Annotated in this window: 13 protein-coding genes; 6 read left to right on the forward strand and 7 right to left on the reverse strand. The window is 71.3% G+C overall.

Annotation, left to right across the window (positions count from 1 at the left end; genetic code table 11):
* Positions 1-334 precede the first annotated feature (334 nt).
* Together ACZ7MG_RS27585 and ACZ7MG_RS27590 are read left to right on the forward strand one after the other, a co-directional pair.
* Positions 335-868: a DUF485 domain-containing protein gene (locus ACZ7MG_RS27585; protein WP_471384789.1), complete on the forward strand. Its 534-nt coding sequence runs from the start codon at positions 335-337 to the stop codon at positions 866-868.
* Positions 865-2,457, forward strand: a complete 1,593-nt coding sequence (locus ACZ7MG_RS27590) for a solute symporter family protein (protein ID WP_471384787.1) — start codon at positions 865-867, stop codon at positions 2,455-2,457. Before ACZ7MG_RS27585 ends, ACZ7MG_RS27590 begins: the two co-directional genes overlap by 4 nt.
* Before the next feature lie 22 nt (positions 2,458-2,479).
* Here the strand turns inward: ACZ7MG_RS27590 and ACZ7MG_RS27595 are convergent, their stop codons facing one another.
* The 4 genes from ACZ7MG_RS27595 to ACZ7MG_RS27610 form a co-directional block, all read right to left on the reverse strand.
* Positions 2,480-3,160: a response regulator gene (locus ACZ7MG_RS27595; RefSeq protein ID WP_471384786.1), complete on the reverse strand. Its 681-nt coding sequence runs from the start codon at positions 3,158-3,160 to the stop codon at positions 2,480-2,482.
* Positions 3,157-4,944 carry an ATP-binding protein gene (locus ACZ7MG_RS27600; RefSeq protein ID WP_471384785.1) on the reverse strand — a complete coding sequence of 596 codons (1,788 nt, stop codon included), beginning with the start codon at positions 4,942-4,944 and terminating at the stop codon, positions 3,157-3,159. Before ACZ7MG_RS27600 ends, ACZ7MG_RS27595 begins: the two co-directional genes overlap by 4 nt.
* A gap of 120 nt (positions 4,945-5,064) precedes the next feature.
* Positions 5,065-6,003: a sucrase ferredoxin gene (locus ACZ7MG_RS27605; RefSeq protein WP_471384784.1), complete on the reverse strand. Its 939-nt coding sequence runs from the start codon at positions 6,001-6,003 to the stop codon at positions 5,065-5,067.
* Between the two features lie 149 nt (positions 6,004-6,152).
* The gene (locus ACZ7MG_RS27610) at positions 6,153-7,394 is read right to left on the reverse strand and encodes a citrate/2-methylcitrate synthase (protein ID WP_471384783.1); all 1,242 of its coding nucleotides are present in this window, start codon (positions 7,392-7,394) and stop codon (positions 6,153-6,155) included.
* A gap of 97 nt (positions 7,395-7,491) precedes the next feature.
* Between ACZ7MG_RS27610 and ACZ7MG_RS27615 the strand changes: the two genes are divergently transcribed.
* Positions 7,492-8,658 (forward strand): citrate synthase/methylcitrate synthase, encoded by a 1,167-nt coding sequence (locus ACZ7MG_RS27615; protein ID WP_471384782.1) that lies wholly within the window; start codon positions 7,492-7,494, stop codon positions 8,656-8,658.
* Between the two features lie 96 nt (positions 8,659-8,754).
* Here the strand turns inward: ACZ7MG_RS27615 and ACZ7MG_RS27620 are convergent, their stop codons facing one another.
* Both ACZ7MG_RS27620 and ACZ7MG_RS27625 read right to left on the reverse strand, forming a co-directional pair.
* Entirely contained in the window at positions 8,755-8,991 is a 237-nt protein-coding gene (locus tag ACZ7MG_RS27620; protein ID WP_086753723.1) for a hypothetical protein, read from the reverse strand.
* 334 nt (positions 8,992-9,325) lie between these two features.
* On the reverse strand, positions 9,326-9,817 hold the full coding sequence (locus ACZ7MG_RS27625) for a DUF6082 family protein (protein ID WP_471384781.1): 492 nt from the start codon (positions 9,815-9,817) through the stop codon (positions 9,326-9,328).
* 366 nt (positions 9,818-10,183) lie between these two features.
* On the opposite strand from ACZ7MG_RS27625, the gene ACZ7MG_RS27630 reads away from it, so the two are divergent.
* Positions 10,184-11,338 (forward strand): CobW family GTP-binding protein, encoded by a 1,155-nt coding sequence (locus ACZ7MG_RS27630; RefSeq protein ID WP_471384780.1) that lies wholly within the window; start codon positions 10,184-10,186, stop codon positions 11,336-11,338.
* 37 nt (positions 11,339-11,375) lie between these two features.
* On the opposite strand, the gene ACZ7MG_RS27635 is transcribed toward ACZ7MG_RS27630, so the two are convergent.
* Positions 11,376-13,832 (reverse strand): DNA gyrase/topoisomerase IV subunit A, encoded by a 2,457-nt coding sequence (locus ACZ7MG_RS27635; protein ID WP_471384779.1) that lies wholly within the window; start codon positions 13,830-13,832, stop codon positions 11,376-11,378.
* A 417-nt stretch (positions 13,833-14,249) separates the two neighbouring features.
* Between ACZ7MG_RS27635 and ACZ7MG_RS27640 the strand changes: the two genes are divergently transcribed.
* Together ACZ7MG_RS27640 and ACZ7MG_RS27645 are read left to right on the forward strand one after the other, a co-directional pair.
* Positions 14,250-15,626, forward strand: a complete 1,377-nt coding sequence (locus tag ACZ7MG_RS27640) for a M16 family metallopeptidase (RefSeq protein ID WP_471384778.1) — start codon at positions 14,250-14,252, stop codon at positions 15,624-15,626.
* Positions 15,623-17,011 (forward strand): M16 family metallopeptidase, encoded by a 1,389-nt coding sequence (locus tag ACZ7MG_RS27645; RefSeq protein WP_471384777.1) that lies wholly within the window; start codon positions 15,623-15,625, stop codon positions 17,009-17,011. The genes ACZ7MG_RS27640 and ACZ7MG_RS27645 overlap by 4 nt, the downstream gene beginning before the upstream one ends.
* The last annotated feature ends 172 nt before the right edge of the window (positions 17,012-17,183 follow it).

The following is a 17,183-nucleotide window of genomic DNA, read 5'->3' on the forward strand; positions in this document are numbered from 1 at the left end:
CCTTGGGTTCGGTGGGTGGGGCGGGGCGTGCCGGGGGGCCTTCGGTTGGTGGGTGGGTCGGGGGCGTGTCGGGGGGTGTCCGTCCTCGGAACGGCGCGGAATCGGTGGGCTGGGAAGTTGGGCGAGTTGACGCGCCAACCGCTGCGGGCGGACACCCCCCGACACGCCCCCTTCTCGCCGTACGCCGCCGACCCGCCGTCGGGGTCGCGTCAGATCAGTGCTGGGTGAGTGCCTGCCGTTTCAAATGCGGGAGGCCCGCCGGGGTTTCACCTGATGGGGTGAAGAATCGGGAAGAGGTACGTCGGGGGTCTTTCCGGTCTGTCCATGCTTGGGCATGCAGTCAAGCACCGGCCGTCCCCGCCGACGCGGGGGTGGTTCTGAGAGCCCGGTCGAACAGCACGAGGGGCACGTCCTCGCCAGTGGGGACGTGCGGTTCGACGATCCCTGGTACGACGCGCTGGCGTCCGGCTGGGGGGAGTTGGACGGTACGGGCGGGCCGGCGCCGGTCGAGGCCGAGGAGCCGGGGAGTCGGGGCGCGGCGGACGTCTATCTGGAGGTCCAGCGGAGCGCGGCCTTCCAGGAGGTGCGCAGCCGTTACCGCAGGTTCGTGATCCCGGGCGTCGCCGTCTTCTTCAGCTGGTACGTGGCCTACGTCGTGACGGCGACCACCGCGCCGGGGCTGATGGCGCGGCCGGTCGCGGGCGCGGTGAACGTGGCGATGCTGGCGGGGCTCGGACAGTTCCTCACGACGTTCCTGTTCACCTGGGCGTACGCGCGGCACGCGAGGCTGCGCCGGGACCGGGCGGCGCTCGATCTGCGGTGGGACACCCAGGAGTTGACGCGTGGTGTCCGAGGGGGCGAGCGGTGACCGCCGACCATCAGACGCTGGCGCTGCTGCTGTTCAGCGCGTTCGTGGCGGTCACGCTGGGCATCACGACGTGGGTGAGCCGCAACCGGCATGGTTCGGCCGAGGAGTTCTACGCCGGCGGGCGGCTGTTCTCGCCGATGGAGAATGGTTTTGCCATCGCGGGGGACTACATGTCCGCCGCGTCGTTCCTGGGGATCTCGGGGCTCATCGCGCTCTTCGGGTACGACGGGCTGCTCTACTCGGTGGGCTTTCTGGTCGCCTGGCTGGTCGTGCTGTTCCTGGTGGCCGAACTGGTGCGCAACTGCGGGCGGTTCACGCTCGCCGACGTGGTCGCGGCGCGGATGAGCGAGCGGCCGGTGCGGATCGCGGCGGGAACTTCCTCGGTGACCGTGTCCGTTCTGTATCTGGTGGCGCAGATGGTGGGAGCGGGCACTCTCGTCGCGCTGCTGCTGGGAGGAGAGAGCGAGGCGGCGCAGACCTGGACGGTCATCGGGGTCGGCGCGCTCATGGTCGTCTATGTGTCGTTGGGAGGGATGCGGGCCACCACCTGGATCCAGATCGTGAAGGCGGTCCTGCTCATGGGCGGGGCGATCGCACTGACCGTGCTCGTACTGGTGCGCTTCCACGGGGACTTCGACCAGTTGCTGCGGACGGCGGCCGAGCGCAGCGGACACGGTGACTCGTTCCTCGCGCCCGGGCTGAAGTACGGCGGTGACTGGGGCGCGCGCCTCGACTTCATCAGTCTCGGACTCGCCCTGGTGCTGGGCACGGCCGGACTGCCGCACATCCTGTCGCGCTTCTACACCGTGCCCACCGCGCGGGCCGCACGCCGCTCGGTGGTCTGGTCGATCGGTCTCATCGGCGGCTTCTACCTGATGACCATCGTGCTCGGCTTCGGCGCGGCCGCCATCGTCGGCCCGGAAGCCGTGCGGAGTTCCAACGCGGCCGGGAACACGGCGGTGCCGTTGCTGGCCCTCGATCTGGGCGGCGGCCCCGACTCCACTGGCGGAACGGTTCTGTTCGCGATCGTCGCCGCCATCGCCTTCGCCACGATCCTCGCGGTCGTCGCCGGGATCACCCTCGCCTCGTCGGCGTCCGTCGCCCATGACCTGTACGCGTCGCTGCGGCGCCGTCGGTCCAGGCCGCGCAGCGAGGTCGCCGTGGCGCGCACCGCCGCCGTCGGTATCGGTGTGGTGGCGATCGGGCTCGGGCTGCTCGCCAAGGACCTCAACGTGGCCTTCCTCGTCGGCCTCGCTTTCGCGGTCGCCGCCTCCGCCAATCTGCCCGTGCTGCTGTACTCGCTGTTCTGGCGGGGCTTCACCACCCGTGGCGCGGTGTGGTCCGTGTACGGCGGACTGGTGCCCTCCGTGGTGCTGGTGCTGCTGTCGCCCGTCGTCTCGGGAAGCGCCGACTCGCTGTTCCCCGGCGTCGACTTCCAGTACTTCCCGTTGCAGAACCCGGGCCTCGTCTCCATCCCGCTGGGCTTCCTCGCGGGCTGGCTCGGCACGGTGACCTCGGCCGAACCGCCGGACGAGGCGAAGCACGCGGAGACCGAGGTGCGGTCGCTGACGGGCGCCGGGGCGGTGTGAGAGCGGGGCGCGTGGCGGCCTCTCAGGGGCGGGTCGCCCATTCGTAGCGGTGTTCCGGGCGGCCCGCATCGCCGTATTTGAGGGTCAGCCGGGCCCGTCCCGTGCGTTCCAGGAGCTTCAGATAGCGCTGGGCGGTCTGGCGGCTCAGGCCGGTCCGTTCGGCGATCTCCTGGGCGGACAGGGCGCCCTCGGCGGTCATCAGGGCCCGGCGTACCAACTCGGTGGTGGTGGGGGAGTGGCCCTTGGGCAGGTCCGGCTCGCCGCCCGCGGAGAGGGCGCCGAAGATCCGGTCCACCTCGGCCTGTTCGGCCTCTCCGCCGCCGTCCAGGGTGCGCCGCAGCTCCGCGTACGCCTCCAGCTTCGCCCGCAGCCCCGCGAACGCGAACGGTTTGACCAGGTACTGCAGCGCGCCCTGGCGCATCGCCGCCTGGACGGTCGACACGTCGCGGGCCGCCGTCACCATGATCACATCGCACTGGTGGCCCCGGCGCCGCATCTCCTGGACGACCACGAGGCCCGTGTCGTCCGGCAGATAGTGGTCCAGCAGGACCAGGTCCACGTGGGCCGACGTCTCGAGCCGCTGCAGCGCCTCGGCCGCGCTGTGGGCCACACCGGCGACGTGGAAACCGGCGACCTTCTCCACGTAGGCGGCGTTGACGCGGGCGACTCTGACGTCGTCGTCCACGATCAGGACCTCGATCATCGCGACTCCTTGTCGGCGGCTGTGATGGCGGCTTCGGGTTCCCGCTCGGGGCCCGGTCGCCCGTCGCGGCCGGCCGTCGGCTCGTCCTGCCGGGCCGGTCCGTCGTCGGGTGCCATAGAGGCATCGGGTGTCGTGGAGGACAGCGTCGGCGCGGACGTCCGCGTCACCGGGTCGGGTTCCGCGAGGGCGTCCGGCAGCACGACGGTGAACTCCGCGCCCCCGCCCTCCGCCTCCGTGACCCGGGCGCTGCCTCCCTGCCGCTCGGCGAGGCGGCGTACCAGGGAGAGTCCGATGCCGCGTTCGCGGTGGGCGGGGCGCGTCTTGGTCGACCAGCCGTCCGCGAAGATCAACTCCCGTTTGTCGGGCGGGACTCCGGGACCCGTGTCCCGCACCCGGAGAATCGCCGAGCGCCCCTCGGCGCGCAGATCGACCTCCACGCGCGCGTGCGGGGTGCCCGCGACGGCGTCCAGGGCGTTGTCGACGAGGTTGCCCACGATGGTGACCAGTCCACGGGGGTCGATCAGCCGGTCCGGGAGCATCGTGGCGCCCGCGACCGACAGGGCCACTCCGCGCTCGGCCGCGACGGTCGCCTTGCCGACCAGCACAGCGGCCAGCAGCGGATCGTGGATCCTCTCGGTGACCTGCTCGGCGGTCGCCCGGTGGTCGCCGACCACCTCGCCGACGAACTCCACCGCCTCGTCGTACATCTCCAGTTCGAGCAGGCCGAGGAGCGTGTGCATCCGGTTGGCGTGCTCGTGGTCCTGGGCGCGTAGGGCGTCCGTCAGGCCGCGCGTGGAGTCGAGTTCGCGACTGAGTTGCTCCAACTCGGTGCGGTCGCGCAGGGTGGCGACGGCGCCCCCGTCGTCCGTGGGCATGCGGTTGGTGACCAGCACACGCTGACCGCGCACGGTCAGCAGGTCGGTGCCCGTGATCCGGCCCGCCAGGACGTCGGTCGTGCGGCCGGGGCCGAGCGCGTCGTCGAGCGACCTGCCGACCGCCTCGTCGCCTATCCCGAGCAGTCGCCGCGCCTCGTCGTTCAGGAGGCGTACGCGCCCGGCTCGGTCCAGTGCGACCACGCCCTCCCGGATGCCGTGCAGCATCGCCTCGCGCTCCGCCAGCAGCCCCGCGATATCGGAGAAGGCCAGGTCACGGGTCTGGCGATGCACCCGCCGGGAGATCAGATACGCGGCCAGCGCCCCGACGGCCATGGCCCCGCCGGCGTATGCCAGGAGCCCGGGGATCGCGTGGATCAGCCGGGCCCGCACACTGTCGTACTCGATGCCCACGGACACCGCGCCGACGATCTTCCCGTCGGCGTCACGCAGCGGCACCTTGCCCCGGGCGGAGCGTCCCAGCGTCCCCGAGTCGATCTCCATGACCTCGTTCCCGGCCAGGGCGCGGCGCGGGTCCGTGGAGACCGTGCCACCGATCTCCGCCGGGTCCGTGTGCGACCAGCGCACCCCCTGCGTGTCCATCACCACGACGTACTCCGCCCCGCTCGCTTCCCGGATCCGCTCGGCCTCGACCTGTACGGGACCGTCCACGGTCGGCTCGGACGACACCAGGTCCTCGGCGATCTGCGGCTGCGCGGCCGTGGTCTGCGCGATCGCGAGCGCCCGGCGCATCGCCTGGTCGTCCAGCTGTTCGCTGAGCGGCGCGAGGAACAGCCCGGTCGCGAGAACGGCGACACCGGCGGCGATCGCCACCTGCATCAGCAGGACCTGCGAGAACACCCGCCGCGGCATACCGAGACGCAGGCGGCGTGCGGGGGGAGTGGGGCTCATACCCATGACGGTACGTGGACGGGCCGGGCCGCTCGTAGTGGGGTGTGGCGCGGATCTCAGGTGCCGGGTGTTTGTACGACGCCGGGACGGGCGGAGATCGCCGGGCCGGGAGTGGGGTGGCTAGCGCGTGGCCGTGGCCGGGGACAGCTCTCGTACGGTCAGGACGTCCATCCTCGCCGGGGAGCCGAGCGCGGAGCCGCAGCTCTCCGGGCGGGGTGGCTGGGCGGTGCCCTGGGCGACGGTGACGGTCCAGCGGCGGCCGTCCGTGTGGGCGACCGTCACGTCCCAGCGGGGTGCCGTGCCGTCCGTGCGGAGGACGGTGAGCGCGTCGGCGGCGTCCTCGCCGGTCTCGGTGCGCACCGCCAGCTCGGCCGCCTGCCCGGGACGCTCCCAGGCGGAGCCGCCGCGGCATCCCTCGGTGACGACACGGCCCTCCCGTACGCCTTGGAGGACCTCCTTGACGTGGTGGGCCTCGGCGCGGCCGTACGCGTAGCCGAAAGGCAGCACGAGCAGGGTGGGGGAGAAGCGGTGACCACCCAGATGGGTGACCTCCCAGGTGCCCTCGACTCCGGAGGCGGCCAGTTCCGCGGCGAGGGGCCGGCCGAGCAGGGCGCAGCAGCGGTCGCGCTTGCCGTTGGTGCAGACGAGCGCGAGGGGGGCGCCGGTATGCGGCCTGCCTCGCAGAACCGCCCCGAAGGTGTGGTGGTCGCCCCGGCCGAGGGCGGCGAAGTCGAGGTCGAGCAGCCGCTCGGGAGCGGATGTCGTGGCGCTGTGCAGCCAGACGTTCCCGGGGACGGTGTGGCCCACGTACACCCGGCGCTCGCGGGCCACACGGCGGTCCGCGTGGCGGCCGGGACGCCGGATGAGGGCCACCCGTACGCCGGTGCCCTCCGCCGCGGCTTCGAGAGCGCGGCCGACCGCGGGGTCCAGGTGGCTCGAAGTGAGCGCCTTGACGCCCCAGGGGCCGGGTTGTTCCAGCAGCAGCCATGTCCTCGCCGTGGCGGCGGTCCCCGCGAGAGGCTCGTCGAGGTGTCGGGACGCGGATGTGCACGTACTCACAGAGGTGAGCCTAACCTGACTTGCCCGCGAGTGAATTCCGGCCGGGCCGAAGGGGTGCAAAGGGGGTCCACAAGGGGCGCGAACGGGACCCGGTGTGGGGCTCCGGGGGCGTGAAGGGTGCGGAGGGTGAGGGGCGGGTGCGCGGCCTGCTAGTGCGGGAGCGGCTGGGGCGGCCTCGGGCCCACGTACTGGCCGCTCGGCCGCATGCGCAGGGGGCGCTCGCCGTACTCCTCCAGGGCGTGGGCGATCCAGCCCGCCGTCCGGGCCACGGCGAAGACGGTCTCGCTCGCTCTGGCAGTCATGCCGAAGGAGACCGTGAGGACCGCGAGGGCCAGGTCGACATTGGCGTGCAGGGGCGTGTGACGGGCGGCCGTCGCCACGATGTCGCGGGCGGCGGCGAGGGCGGGCGCCGCCTGCGGGACCTCCTTCAGGAGAGCGAAGAGCGCACGCGCGCGTGGATCCTCGCCCGTGTAGAGGCGGTGGCCCAGTCCGGGGATGCTGCGGCCGGCTCGTAGCTCGTCGGCGATCACGGGAGCCGCGCTGCCGTGATCCAGTACGTCGAGGAGCAGCCGGTGGGCGAGTGCGCCGGCCGCGCCGTGCAGCGGGCCTTCGAGGGCGCCGAGGCCGGCCGAGACCGCCGCGTACGCGTGGGCGCGGGCCGACGCGGCGACGCGGACGGCGAGCGTGGACGCGGCCAGGTCGTGGTCGACGAGCAGCCCGAGCGTCGTGTCCAGGGCGCGCAGGGACGTCTCGTCCGGGGTGCGGCCGGTGAGCCGGGCCCACAGGCGGGCGGCGAGAGGGCCGGAGTCGCGGTGGGAGCGCAGGACCGGCGGGAGGGCGGCGACCAGGGTGGGGATGAGGGTGCGCGCCGTGCCGAGAACGGCCTCCTCGGACAGGTCGAAGCGCAGCGGGTCCGTCGCGGAGGCGGCGATCGCGGCGACCCGCAGCCGGTCGAGAGGGCCGCTGTGCTCCGGCAGCGCGTCGACCGCGCGGCGGGCAGCCGCGGCGGACGCCTTCGGGGCGGTGAAGGTGGCGCCCGGCCGCAGCTCACCGGTCCACAGCCACTCGGCGACCTCTTCGTAGGAGTACCGCGCGGCGAGTTCGGTCGCGTCGACCCCGCGCAGGAAGTAGCGGTCCCGCTCGATGAGGGTGAGCCGGGTACGGACGGCGAAGTCGCCCCCCGTGGCCTGACTCCCGCCGCTCTCCCGCCTGTTGCGCCCCGCGAGTGCCGCCACCTCGTCGGCGTCGAAGGTGCTGCCCCGTCCGCCGGGATCCCGCCGACTGCTGAGCTGTCCGCGGCTCACGTACGCGTACACCGTCTCCGGCTTCACGCCGAGCAACTCGGCCGTCTCCCGGGTGCTCAGCCGCTCTCGATGGCCTTGTTCCGTCATGGGCGTCACCGTATCGGCAGTGGGGTGTATTGATTCAATCAATATTGACACTTGTTGAGTCAATAATGGACAGTCGAATCAAGTTCAAGGAGGAGACATGCCGATCAACCGGGCCACGGCCACCCCCATCGACGTGCCGCGCGGACTCGCGGGTGTCGTCGTCACCGACACCTCATTGGGTGACGTCCGAGGCCAGGAGGGCTTTTACCACTACCGCCAGTACTCGGCCGTCGAACTCGCGCGGACCCGGGACTTCGAGGATGTATGGCACCTGATGATCCACGGCGAGCTGCCGGAGGGTGACGGGCGCACCGCGTTCGCCGACCATGTCAGGACTCTGCGTCGGCTGCCCGACGACGTACGGGCCGCACTGCCCGCGATCGCGGCGGCGAGCACCCGTTCCGGCCCGCTGTCGGGTCTGCGCACGGCCCTTTCGCTGTTCGGTGCCTCCCAGGGCTTCCGTCCGGTGTACGACCTCGGCGCGGACCGGCGCCGCGCGGACGCGCTGGCAGCCTCGGCGGTCGTTCCGACCCTGCTCACGGCGCTGTATCGACTGGGCCAGGGGCTGGACCCGGTCGACCCGCGGGACGACCTGCCGTACGCCGCGAACTACCTGTACATGTTGACGGGTTCGGAGCCGGACCCGTTGCGGGCGCGGGCCATAGAGCAATACTTGATCTCAACTATTGATCACGGCTTCAATGCGTCAACCTTCACGGCGCGGGTCATCACATCGACCGGCGCGGACGTGGCGGCGTGCCTCGTGGGTGCCGTGGGCGCGCTCTCCGGCCCTCTCCACGGTGGTGCTCCGAGCCGCGCGCTGGACACGCTCGACGCCATCGGCACCCCTGACCGCATCGACCCGTGGATCCGCGAACGCGTCCTCGCCGGCGATCGCATCATGGGCTTCGGCCACCCCGTCTACCGCACCGAGGACCCCCGCTCCCGCATGCTGCGCGAGATCGCGCTGCGGTTCGGCGGTCCCAGGGTCGCCTTCGCGGTCGAGGTGGAGCGTCAAGTGGAGGCGATCCTCGCCGAGTTGAAGCCCGGCCGTGCGCTGCACACCAATGTCGAGTTCTACGCCGGTGTCGTCATGGAACTCTGCGGCCTGCCCCGTGAGATGTTCACCCCCACCTTCGCGGCCGCCCGCACGGTCGGCTGGAGCGCCAACGTCCTCGAACAGGCGGAGGACTCGAAGATCATCCGCCCTGCGGCCCGGTACGTGGGACCGGGGGCGCCGGTGGCGGTGCCCGGGAGGGGATGACCCGCGGCTGCCCTGCCGCTGCCCTGCCGCTGCCCTGCCGCCGCGCTGCGGCGGAGCGGCCGGCGCCCGGACGAGCCTCGGGCGCCGGGACGGGGCTCAGGCGTCGGGAATCTCCGGTTTCGCACGGACGAGCGTCTCGCGAGTGATGATCACGATCCGCTCGTAGTCGGCACGTGCGGCGTCGGAAGGAAGCTCGGCGTCGAGCTCCGCGGTGGCCTCGCGCCCGATGACGGCGAAGCTGCCGTCGCTGAGCTCGAAGATGTCGGGGCACGTCTGCCCGGTGGCGCTGCCGCGCTCACGGGGTGAAGCCCCGACACGTCGCACGATTTTCACGGAGAGGTACCAGCCTTAAGGACTCGGAGGGAGAGGAATGCCCTCCGAGTGCAGTGGCCTCCGAGCGGAGGTGTGCTTCGGAGCGTCCTGTCTCCGAGCCGAAGGATGATCGCCGGAGTGCCCGGAGAGGGCCAGACGACAAGATAGCGACTCAGCCGGTCCGGGTACGCGGGATGGGTGGCGGGAGGCCAGGTGAAGTTCCTCGGTACCCGCTTGACGAAGCCTGTCGAGGCCGTGCGGGCGCCCGATTCGGGAGGCCTGTGGCAGGTCAGGGCCGTGGACCGCGTATGGGGGCAGACACCGGCGCACCGGCGCCCGGGCATGGAGCGCGCGGTCAAGCGGACTCGTCCGGTGGCTCTCCCACCACCCACCACTCCTCCGTGTCGGCGTCGGTGAGTTCCCGGATCAAGTCGTCCATCATCCGCCCCAGTTCCGCTTCCTCCGAGGCTTCGGCGAGGCTCTGCCGGTGATGACGGGTCGACTCCCAGTACTTCTGGAAGATCTTGTTCCGGCACATGACCCGCAGATGCCCGTACAGCTCCGCCTTGCTGAGCGCCCCGATCCGGTGGAAGTGGAGGGCGTTGATGTACAGGGCGTTCGCGAACAGGTACTGGCGTTGTGTCTCCGGCGGGACATCGTTCTCGTAGGTGTCCAGAACGGCGGCGAGGGCCGGGTCGTCCATGGCCTTGCAGAGCAGATCGAAGTGGAGCCGGTGCTGTTCGGCGAGTGAGGCTCGCCGGTGGCGGCGTGCGACCGGCAGCAGGGCCGAGGCTCTCGCCGTCGCTGTGGAGCGAAGCCTCCGGATCCAGGAATTCAGTGTGGCCATGTCAACCCCCGGTTCAGGCGGCCGTCCGCCGGTCGTCGGGTGCGGGCGACGGGAGGGGACCGGCGAGCGGTGGGCGGCGCTTGCCGCCTCTCAGTGTCGCCGGGCGGTGATGGTCGGCTGGGAGGCGGAGAGGAGGCGCACGGAGGGATGCGCGGGTCGCGCGAACCGGCGCCATGCCCATCGTGTGCCCCTCGGGCGCCGCTGACAATCGTGGGCTCCGCGGGGTGATCGCCCTCGCTCGTATCCTGGGGCGGCATTCAAGGAACGTACGAGAGCCGCGGCGTTCCGGTGGGAGCCGGTCCATGGGCCGGCCTCGTGCGGTGACCGACCGCGAGCCGGCGCACGCAACGGTGGGAGAGAGGGCGCGTGTTGAGCCAGTCGTCGAGTTCGCATCCGGGTGCTGTCGCGCAGGGTTCGCCGCAGATCCCCGTCGTCGTCCTCGCCGGGTTCCTCGGTTCCGGCAAGACCACCCTGCTCAACCACCTTCTCCATCGCAGCGGCGGCAGCCGGATCGGTGCCGTCGTCAATGACTTCGGGGCGATCGAGATCGACGCGATGGCCGTGGCGGGCGCGCTCGGGGACTCCACCGTGTCGCTGGGCAACGGGTGTCTGTGCTGTGCCGTCGACGCCAGTGAGCTGGACGTCTATCTGGAGCGGCTCGCCGAGCCCGCCGCCGGGATCGACGTCATCGTCATCGAGGCCAGCGGGCTCGCCGAGCCGCAGGAACTCGTGCGGATGGTGCTCGCCAGTGAGAATCCCCGGGTGGTGTACGGCGGGCTCGTCGAGGTCGTGGACGCCGCCGAGTTCCCGGAGACCCGGCAGCGGCATCCCGAGATCGACCGGCATCTGGCCATCGCCGACCTCGTCGTCGTCAACAAGCTCGACCGGGCCGAGGACGGGGAGGGGGTGCTGAAGCTCGTCCGGTCCCTCGGCGAAGGCGCCGCCGTCGTGCCCGCCACCTACGGGCGCGTCGACCCCGAGTTCCTCTTCGACTGCCGGCCCTCCGAGGAGCGCATCGGACAGCTCTCCTTCGACGACCTCCACCACCACGACCACGACGGGCATCACGAGACAGACGGTCACACCGGGCATCTGCACACCGGCTACGACAGCGTCTCCTTCGTCTCCGAGGTGCCGCTCGACCCCCGGCGGCTCATGGAGTTCCTGGACGGGCGGGCCGACGGGCTCTACCGCATCAAGGGGTACGTCGACTTCGGGCCGTACGACCCGCGCAACCGCTACGCCGTGCACGCCGTCGGGCGGTTCCTCCGGTTCTATCCCGAGCCCTGGCCGGACCATGACGGAAGCGGTGGGGAGAGCCGTCTCAGTCAGCTGGTGCTCATCGGCGCCGGGATCGACGCCCCGGCCCTGACCAAGGAGTTGGAGGCGTGCAAGGGCGAAAAGGACGCCCCGCACGCCGACGAGCACGGCATGTGGGGCGTCCTGCGCTATGTCCGGGAGGCGGAGGCCGACGAACCCGAGGCCGCCTACGAACCCGACTCCTCCTACGACGGCGTCTGAAGCCTCGGCCTCACACCGGCCCCGCCACCGGCGCCACTCACACCGGCCCTGCCACCGACGACACCGTCTTGCCCAGGGACACGCCCGAACCGTCGCGGCGCGGGTCCATCTCAGGGAGGTCGGCCGGGGTGCCGTTCTTCTGCGCGGCACGGGCCGGGACGGGCCCCGCCCAGGCGATGGAGAGGCAGTCCTCGCCCTTGAGGAACCGCTGGCAGCGGACGCCGCCCGTGGCGCGTCCCTTGCGGGGGTACTGGTCGAACGGCGTGAGCTTGGCCGTGGTCTGCACGGAGTCGTCCAGGGTGCCCCGCGAACCGGCGACGGTGAACACCACCGCGTCCGCGGCCGGGTCGATGGCCGTGAACGAGATCACCTTCGCGCCCTCGACGAGCTTGATGCCGGCCATACCGCCGGCCGGGCGGCCCTGCGGGCGGACCTGGGAGGCCTGGTAACGCAGCAGTTGGGCGTCGTCCGTGATGAAGACCAGGTCCTCCTCACCGGTGCGCAGCTCGACGGCGCCGACGATCCGGTCGCCCTCCTTGAGCGTGATGACCTCCAACTCCTCCTTGTTGGACGGGTAGTCGGGGACCACGCGCTTGACGACACCCTGCTCGGTGCCGATCGCGAGCCCCGGCGACGACTCGTCGAGCGTCATCAGACAGATGACCGTCTCGTCGTCCTGGAGGGACAGGAACTCCGTGAGCGGTGCGCCGCCCGACAGGTTGGGCGCCGCCGAGGTGTCCGGCAGCTGCGGCAGATCGACCACGTTCAGGCGCAGCAGACGGCCGGTGGAGGTCACCGCGCCCACCTCGCCCCGGGCCGTCGCCGGGACCGCCGAGACGATGACGTCGTGCTTGGCGCGCTTGCCGTCCTCGTCCGCCGCGAAGGGCTCGCCGTTCGCCGTACGGGCCAGCAGACCCGTCGACGACAGCAGCACCCGGCACGGGTCGTCCGCGACCTGGAGCGGGACCGCGGCCACCTGGGTGCCCGAGGACTCCAGCAGCACCGTACGGCGCTCGGTGCCGAACTTCTTGGCCACCGCGGCGAGTTCGCCGGAGACCAGCTTGCGCAGCTCCGCGTCCGACTCCAGGATGCGGGTCAGCTCGGCGATCTCGGCGCTCAGCCGGTCCTTCTCGGACTCCAGCTCGATGCGGTCGAACCGGGTGAGGCGGCGCAGCGGGGTGTCGAGGATGTACTGCGTCTGGATGTCCGACAGGGAGAAGCGCTCGATCAGGCGCTCCTTGGCCTGCGCGGAGTTGTCGCTGGAGCGGATCAGACGGATGACCTCGTCGATGTCCACCAGCGCGGTGAGCAGGCCCTCGACCAGGTGAAGCCGGTCGCGCTTCTTGCCGCGGCGGAACTCCGAGCGGCGGCGGACGACCTCGAAGCGGTGGTCGAGGTAGACCTCCAGCAGCTCCTTGAGGCCCAGGGTGAGCGGCTGGCCGTCCACCAGGGCCACGTTGTTGATGCCGAAGGACTCCTCCATCGGCGTCAGCTTGTAGAGCTGCTCCAGGACGGCCTCCGGCACGAAGCCGTTCTTGATCTCGATGACCAGGCGCAGGCCGTGCGCGCGGTCGGTGAGATCCTTGACGTCGGCGATGCCCTGCAGCTTCTTCGCGCCGACCAGGTCCTTGATCTTGGCGATCACCTTCTCCGGGCCGACGGTGAACGGCAGTTCGGTGACGACGAGACCCTTGCGGCGGGCCGTCACGGTCTCGACCGCCACCGTGGCACGGATCTTGAAGGTGCCGCGGCCCGTCTCGTACGCGTCCCTGACGCCGGAGAGCCCGACGATCCGGCCGCCGGTCGGGAGGTCGGGGCCCGGGACGTGCTTCATCAGCGTGTCCAGGTCGGCGTTCGGGTACCGGATCAGATGGCGGGCGGCCGCGATGACCTCGCCCAGGTTGTGCGGCGGCATGTTGGTGGCCATACCGACGGCGATCCCGGACGCGCCGTTGACCAGCAGGTTCGGGAAGGCGGCGGGCAACGCCACCGGTTCCTGCTCCTGGCCGTCGTAGTTGGGCGCGAAGTCGACCGTGTTCTCCTCGATCGACTCCGTCATCAGGCTCGTCGCGTCGGCCATCCGGCACTCGGTGTACCGCATGGCGGCCGGCGGGTCGTCGTTGCCCAGCGAGCCGAAGTTGCCGTGGCCGTCGACCAGCGGGAGCCGCATGGAGAAGGGCTGGGCGAGGCGCACCAGGGCGTCGTAGATCGAGGAGTCGCCGTGCGGGTGCAGCTTGCCCATGACCTCGCCGACGACGCGGGCGCACTTCACATAGCCGCGGTCGGGGCGCAGGCCCATCTCGTTCATCTGGTAGACGATCCGGCGGTGCACCGGCTTCAGACCGTCACGGGCGTCCGGCAGGGCTCGGGAGTAGATGACCGAGTACGCGTACTCCAGGAAGGAGCCCTGCATCTCGTCGACGACGTCGATGTCGAGGATCCGCTCCTCGAACGCGTCGTCGGGCGGCGGGGTCTTCGTGCTGCGGCGGGCCATCGCTGCCGGCTCCTCTTTTTCTGGTCGCTCACCTACGGGGCGCTCACGTCTGGCGGTCCACTGTCACCGAGACGTGAATGGGATCTGACGCGCACCATTGTGGACTGCCGCACTGACAAGCCCGACACGACCCGGCGCCGACCGCCGGGCACGCCCTTCCGGGCCGCCGCGTCAACAGCGTGCGCCGACCTTAACCAGAGACCGCGGGTGGCAACCCCGGTCTCGCTCTCGGCGTACGCGCCCCGGGAACTTCTCCAGGGGTCCGCGCGCTTGCATACAGTGGCGGGACCGGCAGGAGAACAGCGGTTTCCGCGACGATCCCACGACGGACACGACCACGGATTCCGCGACCACAGCACGGCGACGACGACAGCACAGCGACGACCACAGCACAGCGATCGAAGGGACGTACCGCCCATGGGTCACACGGCCACAGCCGAGGCCGGCTCCGAAGGCCTGACAGTGAGGGAGCGCCAGCTGGACAACGGCCTGCGGGTGGTGCTCTCCGAGGACCACCTGACCCCGGTCGCCGCGGTGTGCCTCTGGTACGACGTCGGTTCGCGCCACGAGGTCCAGGGCCGCACGGGCCTCGCCCACCTCTTCGAGCACCTGATGTTCCAGGGCTCGGGCCAGGTCAAGGACAACGGCCACTTCGAGCTGGTCCAGGGCGCGGGCGGTTCGCTGAACGGCACCACCAGCTGGGAGCGCACCAACTACTTCGAGACCATGCCCACCCACCAGCTGGAGCTGGCGCTGTGGCTGGAGGCCGACCGCATGGGCAGCCTGCTGCTCGCGCTCGACCAGAAGAACCTGGACAACCAGCGGGCCGTGGTCAAGAACGAGCGCCGCCAGCGGTACGACAACGTCCCCTACGGCACCGCCTTCGAGAAGATCTTCCGCCTGGCCTACCCGGAAGGCCACCCCTACCGGCACACGCCGATCGGCTCCATGGACGACCTGGAGGCGGCCAGCCTGGAGGACGCCCAGCAGTTCTTCCGGACGTACTACGCGCCCAACAACGCCGTCCTGTCGATCGTCGGCGACATCGACCCGGAGCAGACCTTCGCCTGGGTCGAGAAGTACTTCGGCTCCATCCCCTCCTACGACGGCAAGCCCGTGCCCCGCGACGGCGCCCTGCCCGACATCATGGGCGAGCAGCTGCGCGAGGTCGTCGAGGAGAACGTCCCCGCGCGCGCGTTGATGGCCGCCTACCGGCTGCCGGAGGACGGCACGCGCGCGTGCGACGCCGCCGACCTGGCGCTCACGATCCTCGGCGGCGGCGAGTCGTCCCGCCTGTACAACCGGCTCGTCCGCCGTGACCGCACCGCCGTCACGGCCGGATTCGGCCTGCTGCGGCTGGCCAAGGCGCCCTCCATGGCCTGGATGGACGTGAAGACCTCCGGCGACGTCGAGGTCCCCGTGATCGAGGCCGCCGTCGACGAGGAACTCGCCCGGTTCGCCGCCGAGGGTCCCACGGCGGAGGAGATGGAGCGCGCCCAGGCCCAGTTGGAGCGCGAGTGGCTGGACCGGCTCGGCACGGTCGCCGGCCGCGCCGACGAACTGTGCCGGTTCGCGGTCCTGTTCGGTGACCCGAAGCTCGCCCTGACCGCCGTCGACCGCGTCCTGGAGGTGACGGCCGACGAGGTCCAGGAGATCGCCAAGGCCCGCCTGCGGCCCGACAACCGCGCGGTGCTCGTGTACGAGCCCGTCGCCGCCGAAGAGGACGCCGAAGAGGAAGGCGTCGCGGCCGAGGCCGCCGAAACCACCGACGAGACCGAGGAGTCGGCGAAGTGACCGAGCTCGCGACCATGGACTTCCACCCGCAGCCCCAGGCCGGCGACGCCCGCCCCTGGGCGTTCCCGGCGCCCGAGCGCGGCACCCTGGACAACGGCCTGACCGTGCTGCGCTGCCACCGCCCCGGCCAGCAGGTCGTCGCCGTCGAGGTCGTCCTCGACGCGCCCCTGGACGCCGAGCTGGCCGGTCTCGACGGTGTCGCCACCATCATGACCAGGGCGTTCTCCGAGGGCACCGACAAGCACTCGGCCGAGGAGTTCGCCGCCGAGCTGGAGCGCTGCGGCGCCACCCTCGACTCGCACGCCGACCACCCCGGCGTACGCCTGTCCCTCGAAGTGCCCGTGTCGCGGCTGGAGAAGGCCCTCGGGCTGCTCGCCGACGCCCTGCGGGCCCCCGCGTTCGACGACAGCGAGATCGAGCGGCTGGTGGCCAACCGGCTCGACGAGATCCCGCACGAGACCGCCAGCCCCGGCCGCAGGGCCGCCAAGGAGCTCTCCCGGCAGCTGTTCCCGGCCGCCTCCCGGATGTCGCGGCCCCGCCAGGGCACCGAGGAGACCGTCGAGGGCATCGACTCCGCGGCCGTACGCGCCTTCTACGAGCGGCATGTACGCCCCGCGACGGCCACCGCCGTGATCGTCGGCGACCTCACCGGCGTCGACCTCGACGCGCTGCTCGGCGACACCCTGGGCGCGTGGACGGGCTCCCCGGCCAAGCCGAGCGCCGTGCCGTCGGTGACCGCCGACGACACCGGCCGCGTGATCATCGTGGACCGTCCGGGCTCCGTGCAGACGCAGTTGCTCATCGGCCGGGTGGGCGCCGACCGCCACGACCGGGTGTGGCCGGCCCAGGTACTCGGCACCTACTGCCTCGGCGGCACCCTCACGTCCCGGCTGGACCGCGTGCTGCGCGAGGAGAAGGGCTACACCTACGGGGTGCGCGCGTTCGGCCAGGTGCTGCGCTCCGCGCCCGACGGCTCCGGTGTCGCCATGCTCGCCATCAGCGGCTCCGTGGACACCCCGAACACCGGTCCGGCGCTCGACGACCTGTGGACGGTCCTGCGCACCCTGGCCGCCGAGGGGCTGACCGACGCCGAACGCGACGTCGCCGTACAGAACCTGGTCGGGGTCGCCCCCCTCAAGTTCGAGACGGCCGCGGCCGTGGCGAGCACGCTGGCCGACCAGGTCGAGCAGTACCTGCCGGACGACTACCAGTCGACGCTGTACCGCCAACTCGCCGCCACCGGCACCGTGGAGGCCACCGCGGCCGCCGTGAGCGCCTTCCCGGTGGACCGTCTGGTGACCGTCCTCGTCGGGGACGCCGCGCAGATCGAGGAGCCGGTCAGGGCCCTCGGAATCGGCGAAGTCACCGTCGTACCCGCCGAGTAGAGGCCGAGTAGAGGCAGGGCGGAAGCCGAGGAGAAACCGGACGGAACGGCGCACGCGCGTGAGGCCCTGGTGACTGAAGAGTCACCAGGGCCCATGTTTGTCCGTATTGATGGCGGAGGTTGCGTGTCTGACCTGTGGCGTAGTTAACAAATCCTGTGATCCGTTTGTTATT

This window comes from Streptomyces sp. NPDC107538, assembly GCF_055657445.1.